This is a genomic window from Hydrogenophaga sp. A37 (assembly GCF_002001205.1).
GTDB lineage: Bacteria > Pseudomonadota > Gammaproteobacteria > Burkholderiales > Burkholderiaceae_C > Hydrogenophaga.
This window is the reverse complement of record NZ_MUNZ01000050.1, coordinates 1-8,109: the sequence shown is the minus strand read 5'-3', so window position 1 is coordinate 8,109 and position 8,109 is coordinate 1. Positions and strand designations below refer to the sequence as shown.

The following is an 8,109-nucleotide window of genomic DNA, read 5'->3' as shown; positions in this document are numbered from 1 at the left end:
TCACAAGGCCTGTCTGAATCTGCGCGACACTGGCGCTTTGCCTCCCAGTCTTTCAGGACTCGGGCCCACCCCCGCCACCCCAGGAGCCGCCATGACCCTCCAGTCCCTGCCCACCACCCCGTTCGCCGGCCAGCTGCCCGGCACCTCCGGCCTGCGCAAGAAGGTCACGGTGTTCCAGCAGCCGCGTTACCTCGAAAACTTCGTTCAGGCGCTGTTTGACGTGCTGCACGGTGAGACCGGCCGCGCCACCGGCCAGACCCTGGTGCTGGGCGGCGACGGGCGCTTTTACAACCGGGTGGCCGTGCAGACCATCCTGAAGATGGCGGCGGCGCGCGGCTACGCCCGCGTGCTGCTGGGCCAGGGCGGCATTCTCTCGACGCCGGCCGCCAGCGCGGTGATCCGCCGCCACGGCGCCAGCGGCGGCATCATCCTCTCTGCCAGCCACAATCCCGGCGGCCCCGACGGCGACTTCGGCATCAAGTACAACGCGGCCAACGGCGGCCCGGCGCCCGAAAAGCTCACGCAGGCGATCTACGAACGCACGCAGACGCTGGAGCGCTACCTGACCAGCGACGCCGCCGACATCGCGCTCGACATGCTCGGCACCCAGCAGATCGAAGACGCCACGGTCGAGGTGATCGACCCGGTGGAAGACCACGCGGCGGTGCTGCGCAGCCTGTTTGATTTCAACGCGATCCGCGCCCTGTTTCAGCGCGGGTTCCGTCTGCGCTACGACGCCATGTGGGCCGTGGGCGGGCCCTACGCCAAGGCCATCATTGAAGGCGAACTCGGCGCGCCCGCCGGCACCGTGGTGCACGCCGAGCCGCTGGAAGACTTCGGTGGCCTGCACCCGGACCCGAACCCGGCCTACGCCGACGACCTGGTGGCCCACCTCATGGCCGCCGACGCGCCCGACATGGGGGCGGCCTCCGACGGCGACGCCGACCGCAACATGATCCTCGGCCGCGGCTTCCTGGTCTCGCCGTCCGACAGCCTGGCCGTGCTGACGGCGCATGCGACCAAGGTGCCCGGCTACGCCAAGGGTCTGGCCGGTGTGGCGCGCTCCATGCCCACCTCCACCGCGGTGGACCGTGTGGCGAAGGCCATGGGCATCGCCTGCTACGAGACGCCCACGGGCTGGAAGTTTTTCGGCAACCTGCTCGACGCGGGCCAGGTCACGCTCTGCGGCGAAGAAAGTTACGGCACCGGCTCCGACCACGTGCGCGAGAAAGACGGCCTGTGGGCCGTGCTGTTCTGGCTCAACCTCGTGGCCGTCACCGGCCAGTCGGTGGAAGACCTGGTGCGGGGCGTGTGGAAAGCCCACGGCCGCTGCGTCTACTCGCGCCACGACTACGACGGCATCGCCACCGACAAGGCCAACACGCTGATGAGCGAGCTGCGCGCGCAGTTGCCCACACTGGGGGGCACAACAGTTGCAGGGCAACAGATCGCCTGGGCCGACGACTTTGCGTACACCGACCCGGTGGACGGCTCGGTGAGCCAGAAACAGGGCGTGCGCGTGGTGCTGGAAGACTCCTCGCGCGTGGTGTTTCGACTCTCGGGCACGGGCACCGAAGGCGCCACACTGCGCGTCTACCTGGAGCGCCACGAACCCGATGCCAGCCGGCAGGACGTGCCCGCGCAGGAAGCGCTGGCGCCGCTGATCGCCCTGGCCGAAGCGGTGGCCCACATCCGCCACCACACGGGCATGGACGCGCCCACGGTCATGACCTGATGTGAAGCACCCCCGCAGCGCTTCGCGCCACCCCAAGGAGGCGGCACTGACCGTCCTGCAGAGCCGGCTCGGCGGTGCCCTGGGTGGCCCCGTTTCACGCGGCCAAGTGGCGCTCCGGCGACATGCAAAACCGATTCCGAGCCGGGCCCTGATCGCATGAAAGTCCGCCCCAGCCTCAACGCCGTCGCGGCGCCCATCTTTGGTGAGTTCATGCTGGGCATGACGGTGGCCATGGCCGGGCTCTACCTGGCCTCGCACACATCAGACGCAGCGGCCGGCACCTTCGGCCTCACGCAGCAGGTGTTGGAGACTCTGTTCGTCATCTTCCGCGTGCTGGCCATCGGCCTGGGCGTGGTCGTCACGCAGCTGATCGGCAGCGGCCAGCAAGATGCGGTGAAGCGCACCTCGTATATGGCGCTGGCGGCCAGCACCTGGGCCGGCCTGCTGGCGGCGAGCTGGCTGCTGTTCGGCAAGGCCTTCACGCTGGACGTGCTCAACGCCCCGGCCGAGGTGGTGCCACTGGCCATCAGCTACATGCTGCTGCTCGCGCCGGCCATGGTGCTGGAGGCCTACAACATCAGCATGGCCGCCGTGCTGCGCGCCCACCTGTTTGCGCGCGAATCGCTGTTCATCATGATCGCCATGCACGGCACGCACCTGCTGCTGGCCTTCGTGTTCATGCGCGGCCTGGGCAGCTGGGACGGCTGGGGGCTCAATGGCTATGCGGTGGCTTTCTTGCTGAGCCGTGGGCTGGGCCTGCTGCTGCACCTGCGCTTCTGGCAACGGCGCATGGACCTGCGGCCAACGCTGCACCATTGGTGGTCGCTGCCCATGCGCACGCTGGGGCCGGTGCTGCGCATCGGCCTGCCGGGCGCCGCCGCCGAGCTGGGCTACCGGCTGGCCTTCATGGTCTCGCTCTCGGCCACCGCGCGCCTGGGTGTGGCAGCGCTGGCCACCCATTCCTACACGCTGCAGACGCTGAAGTACGTGTTGCTCATCAGCATGGCCATCGGCTGGGCCTGCGAAATCATGGTCGGCCGCCTGGTGGGCGCCGGCCGGCTTCGCGAAGCCGATCAAATGGTGAAGAAGGGTGTGCGCAACGGCATGCTGGCCTCGGGCTCGCTGGTGCTGATCGCGGCACTGGCGGCGCCCTGGATCATGCGCACCTTCACCAAAGACCCGGCCATCATCGAAGCCGCCCAGACCCTGTTGTGGATCTCGGTCGCGCTCGAACTCGGCCGCGTGTTCAACCTGGTGGTGATCGGCGCGCTGCGCGCCACCGGCGACGTGAACTATCCCGTTTACGCCAGTATCGGCTCGTTCGCGCTGCTGCTGGGCGCGGGCTCGTACTTCATGGGCCGGGCCTGGGGCCTGCCCGGCATCTGGCTGGCCTACGTGGCCGACGAGTGCCTGCGCGGTCTGCTCATGTGGTGGCGCTGGCGCGGCAAGGGCTGGCTGCCCCATGCCCGTGAGACGCTGCGCGGGCTGCGAAAACCCCGTTGATGCGCCGAGCACACACCCGGCCATGGCACGGCGCCTCGCAAGTCCCGTGCAATGGGTCGCTGTTTATAATCGCGGGTTGTTTGCCCTCTGTCGGGTGAACCCCCCATTCTCCCTTCCCGGCACCGTTTCGCCACCCCCAGAGGACACCATGAGCGACCACGCGCACGACTCCCACACCGGCCCGATCAAGACGCCCGCCCAGCTGCTCTGGACGTCGTTTTTCTCCTTCGTAGGCCCGATCTTCATCATCATTGGCCTGGTGTACTACGTCACCTCCGACAACAAGCCGGCCGCCGGTGCGGTGGACCCCGAACTGGCCACGGCACAGCGCATTCAGCGCGTGGGCACGGTCGAATTGCGCGACGCCAACCGCCCGCTCGCCACGGGCGAAGCCGTGTTCACCGCCCAGTGCTCGGCTTGCCACGCCGCTGGCCTGGCCGGCGCTCCCAAGTTCGGTGACGCAGCCGCCTGGGGCCCGCGCCTCGGCCAGGGCTACGAAGCCCTGCTGACCTCGGCCCTCAAGGGCAAAGGCGCCATGGGCGCCCAGGGTGGCGGCGCCTTCAGCGACGTGGAAATCGGCCGTGCCGTGGTGCACATGGCGAACGCCGCTGGTGGCAAGTTGGCCGAGCCTGCAGCGCCCGCCGCTGCTGACGCGGCAGCCGCACCCGCTGCAGAGGCCGCTCCAGCGGCAGCACCCGCCGCTGCCCCGGCCGCTGCCGCCCCTGTGGCTGCTGCAGCGCCTGCCGCTGCCGCTCCGGCGGCCGCCGTGGCTGGCGCGGGTGGTGAAGCCCTGTACAAACAGGCCTGCACGGTGTGCCATGCCGCGGGCGTCGCCGGTGCTCCCAAGTTTGGCGACAAGGCCGCCTGGGCCCCGCGCGTGGGCGCCGGTGTGGACGCGCTGACCGCCACCGTCATCAAGGGCAAGGGCGCGATGCCGCCCAAAGGTGGCAGCGCCGCGTCGGACGCCGACATCAAGGGCGCCGTGCAGTACATGCTGGCCGCCGTGAAGTAAGCCTTCGCGCTCCAGACAAAAGGCCGGTCAATGACCGGCCTTTTTTTCGTCCAGGGGCCCCGTTCAGTCGGCCCCAGCGGCGAGCCAGGGCGCGGCGGCCCCCGCCTGCCTCCGCTGCGGGCTGCGCACAAAGCCCCAGGCGGCGGGAAGTTCGGCGGCCTGCACCGGCTCGGGCGTCCAACGGCCCTGCTCCACCGCGTCGGCCGCCAGCGCCATGTCGCTGGTGTGCACCAGGCCCATGCCGAGCGCCGTCACGAGGTACAGCCTCCCCAGCTCATCGAGCAGGCTCTGGCGCACCTCGCCGGCGTCCTGCCCGCTGTGGGCGAGCACACGCCCATCGGGCTGCAGGCGCCAGATGAAGGGCGTGGCCTCCAGTTCCAGGTACACGCGTTGCGGCCCGTTCTGAAAGAACCACTGCCCCGCCTCGTCGGCCGCGCAGTTGCGGTGGATGAAATCGATGAGCTTGTCGTGCTTGAGCAGCGAGCCCTTGCTCGCCACCACCGCCTCGCCCGGCTCGGCAGCGAACGGCCCGCTGCGCTGGCAGCGGTCGTCGCGCATGTACCAGTTGCCGCGCGCGTCCAGCCCGAGCCAGCCGACACAGTGCGGCACGTTGGGCCATTTGGCGAGCGCCGCCTTGACGATGTCATCCATGACGCGATTACAACCCGGATTCACAGACCCCAACCAGCGCAGACCACTGCGAGGAAGTTCATCCCAAGGCACCGTGGGATCGGCTTCGCCGGGCCATCAGTGCCGCCCCCTCGGGGGGTCGCGCGCCGCGCGGCAGGGGGGTCAAACAGCCATCAGCCATTGGCCCACCGCCTCTGGCATCGCGCGCACATGGCCCGGCAGGCCCCAGGGGCCGAGCGAGACCGGGAAACCCACGTGCCCGCCCTCAGCGGGTTGCCAAAGGGTGACGTGGCTGCCGGCTTCAGCGGCGGTGGGCAATGAGGACGCCGGAACGAACGGGTCATTGAGCGCATTGAGCGCGAGCGCTGGCACACGGATGTCGCGCAGCACCGGCTTGGCCGAGGCGCGCGCCCAGTAGTCGTCGGTGTCTTTGAAACCGTGCAGCGGCGCGGTGAACAGGTTGTCGAACTCGTAGAGATCGCGCGCCGCGAGCAGCGCCTCGCGGTCGAACAGGCCCGGGTGCTGCTCCAGCTTTTTCAGTGCCTTGGGCACCATGCTGGAGAGGAACATGCGCGTGTAGACCAGCCGGTTGAAGCCGCGTCCGATGGCGTGGCCGCCCGCCGCCAGATCGAGGGGCGAACACACGGCCGCCACCGCGTGCACCGTGTCCCCCGCGGTCTGGCCCATCTCGCCGGCCCAGCGCAGCAGCGCGTTGCCGCCCAGCGAGACACCGACCGCCAGCAACGGCCGCCCCGGGTTCTCGGCGGCGAAACGCCGGAGCACCCAGTCAATTTCATGAAAGTCACCCGAGTGGTAGGCCCGGGGCGCCAGGTTCAGCTCGCCCGAGCAGCCCCGGAAGTGGGGCACCGCGAACGCCAAGCCCTGGGACGCAGCGAAGTCGGCAAACGCCACCGCGTACTGGCTGGCCGACGACCCCTCCAGGCCATGGAACAACACCAGCAAGGGCGCGTCGGGGGCGCTGGTGTGCTGGGCGGTGTCCACGTCGATGAAGTCACCGTCTGGCGTGGTCCAGCGCTGGCGCTGCCAAGTGGGCGCAGGGCCCCAGTGGCGGCGTGCGCGCAACGCGGCCCACAGCGTCTGGGCATTGCCGCCGGGCAGCCACCAGGGTGCCCGGTACCGCTGTGCGAAGGTCATCGACGAAGGCTGTACCGACGGATGCAAAGCCACAGCCTCTCAGTGCAACACCGTCGGCACGCTCAGCGCGTCGTCGGGTTCGGTGCGGCTGCCCGGGCTCGCGTGGTGCGCCACCAGCCGCCAGCCCCGAGCCGTCTTGGCGTACACGTTGGTGGCCACCACCCAGGCATGCGCGAGCCCATCGTCGCTCAGCACCTCGACCCGCTCAACCACGCTGTGCACGCTGCAATCACCCGCGTCCTGCCGACGCACGCGCTCCGGCTGGGCCTTGACGCTGCCGTTCGAGAACAGCGCCTCGAAGGCCGCGCGGATCGCAGCTGGCCCCACCAGGCGGGGGCCGCCGGGGTGCACGCACACGATGTCTTCTTCGTCGGCCCAACAGGCCATGAGGCGTTCGAGATCACCGTGCTGCAGCGCGTCGTAGAACGCGTGTTCGGTGTCGTCGGCGGTGCCGGGGGGCATTTTGGGTTTGCGCATGGGCCTATTTTGCCGTGCGCACGGCGGGCCGGCGGCCGCCTCGTGCGCACGGGTGGCGGCGCAGGCGTGACCCTGTGCCGTTGGCCGGCCTCCCGGGTGCCTGAGCGCAGGCCCTGGGGGTATAGTCCGCGAAAGTTCTGGGCCCTGCCCATTTTCAGCTGTGGCCGCGGTGTCGGCCGATGGAGGTTTCATGCGCACTTTGACCCAATCCCTCACCACTTGGGCACTGGCCCTGTGCCTCGCTGCCGGGCTCACTGGCTGCGGCTACAACGATTTCCAGAGCCTGGACGAAAAGAGCAAATCGGCCTGGTCCGAGGTGCTCAACCAGTACCAGCGCCGCGCCGACCTGATTCCCAACATCGTGGCCACCGTCAAAGGCGAGGCCAGTTTCGAACAGGACACGCTGACCAAGGTGATCGAGGCGCGCTCCAAAGCCACGTCGATCCAGATGACGCCCGAGATGTTGAACGACCCGGCGGCCATGGAAAAGTTTCAGGCTGCACAGGGCGAGGTGGGCAGCGCATTGAGCCGCCTGATGGTGGTCGTGGAGCAGTACCCCAACCTCAAGGCGAACCAGGCCTTCAGCGACCTGCGCGTGCAACTCGAAGGCACCGAGAACCGCATCACCGTGGCGCGTAACCGCTACATCGAGACGGTGCAGGCCTACAACGTGCTGGCGCGCAGCTTTCCCAGCAACCTGACGGCCATGGTGTTCGGCTACAAGCCCAAGGCCGGGTTCCAGGTGGCGGACGAAGCGACCATCAGCACCCCGCCGAAGGTGGACTTCAACAAGCCATGACCGTCCGCTGGTTCCGCGCGCTGCTGCTGGGCGCGCTCTGGCTCTTGGGCGCTGTCTCGGCCCATGCACAGGGCGTGCTGCCCCTGCCCGAGTTGCGGGCCCGCGTGACGGACCAGACCAACACCTTGGACGCCACCAGCATCGCGTCGCTGGAGGCCCGGCTAGCGGCGTTCGAAGCGGCGCGTGGCACCCAGGTGGCGGTGGTGATCGTGCCGACCACCCAGCCCGAGGACATCGCTGACTACACGCAACGCCTGGGGGACGCTTGGAAGATCGGCCGCAAAGAGGTGGGCGATGGCGTGCTGTTCGTGGTCGCCAAGAACGACAGGCGCATGCGCATCGCCACCAGCAAAGTGCTGGAAGGCGCCTTGCCCGATCTCATGGCGCGCCGCATCATCGATCAGGCCGTGGCACCCGCGTTTCGCAACAACGACTACGCCGGCGGCATCCAAGCCGGTGTGGACCAGATCCTGGCCCGCGTGGCTGGCGAAGACCTGCCGCTGCCCGGCGAGGCCCCGCCCGCATCGGGTTTCGGCGCCATGGCGCCGCTGGACATCCTGATCTTTCTCGCGTTCGCGGTGCCCATCGGGTCTGCTGTGCTCCGCAGCATCTTCGGCAACAAGCTGGGCACCTTGCTGACCGGCGTCGGCGCTGGGGGGCTGGCCTGGGTGCTGACCGCTGTGGTCTGGCTGTCGGTGGGCGCCGGCCTGCTGGCCATGCTCGCCGCGCTCTTCTTGCAGATGCTTCCATCCATGCCGAGTTCAGGGCGAGGCGGGCGAGGTGGGGGTGGTTCCTGGG

Annotated in this window: 8 protein-coding genes; 5 read left to right on the top strand and 3 right to left on the bottom strand. The window is 69.1% G+C overall.

Translation table 11 applies throughout. The features are described from left to right. Positions 1 to 91: 91 nt before the first annotated feature. From B0E41_RS01385 to B0E41_RS01375, 3 genes are all read left to right on the top strand, one after another. Positions 92 to 1,735 (top strand): alpha-D-glucose phosphate-specific phosphoglucomutase, encoded by a 1,644-nt coding sequence (locus tag B0E41_RS01385; RefSeq protein WP_077328024.1) that lies wholly within the window; start codon positions 92 to 94, stop codon positions 1,733 to 1,735. A gap of 156 nt (positions 1,736 to 1,891) precedes the next feature. Next, complete coding sequence (locus B0E41_RS01380; protein WP_077328022.1) at positions 1,892 to 3,238, top strand: MATE family efflux transporter; 1,347 nt, start codon at positions 1,892 to 1,894, stop codon at positions 3,236 to 3,238. A gap of 148 nt (positions 3,239 to 3,386) precedes the next feature. Next, a complete protein-coding gene (locus tag B0E41_RS01375; protein ID WP_077328020.1) occupies positions 3,387 to 4,250 on the top strand; it encodes a c-type cytochrome in 864 nt (287 codons plus the stop codon). A gap of 63 nt (positions 4,251 to 4,313) precedes the next feature. Here B0E41_RS01375 and B0E41_RS01370 read toward each other — a convergent pair whose 3' ends face one another. The 3 genes from B0E41_RS01370 to B0E41_RS01360 all read right to left on the bottom strand — a co-directional run bounded on the left by B0E41_RS01370 (position 4,314) and on the right by B0E41_RS01360 (position 6,512). After that, positions 4,314 to 4,901, bottom strand: coding sequence for a DUF2946 family protein (locus tag B0E41_RS01370; RefSeq protein ID WP_077328018.1), 588 nt, complete (start codon positions 4,899 to 4,901; stop codon positions 4,314 to 4,316). A 141-nt stretch (positions 4,902 to 5,042) separates the two neighbouring features. Beyond that, positions 5,043 to 6,035: an alpha/beta fold hydrolase gene (locus B0E41_RS01365; protein WP_077328016.1), complete on the bottom strand. Its 993-nt coding sequence runs from the start codon at positions 6,033 to 6,035 to the stop codon at positions 5,043 to 5,045. Between the two features lie 39 nt (positions 6,036 to 6,074). Further along, complete coding sequence (locus B0E41_RS01360; RefSeq protein ID WP_077328014.1) at positions 6,075 to 6,512, bottom strand: nuclear transport factor 2 family protein; 438 nt, start codon at positions 6,510 to 6,512, stop codon at positions 6,075 to 6,077. A 190-nt stretch (positions 6,513 to 6,702) separates the two neighbouring features. On the opposite strand from B0E41_RS01360, the gene B0E41_RS01355 reads away from it, so the two are divergent. Beyond that, entirely contained in the window at positions 6,703 to 7,311 is a 609-nt protein-coding gene (locus tag B0E41_RS01355; RefSeq protein ID WP_077328026.1) for a LemA family protein, read from the top strand. After that, a partial coding sequence (locus B0E41_RS01350) for a TPM domain-containing protein (protein WP_077328012.1) occupies positions 7,308 to 8,109 on the top strand: 802 nt, incomplete at its 3' end. The genes B0E41_RS01355 and B0E41_RS01350, both read left to right, overlap by 4 nt.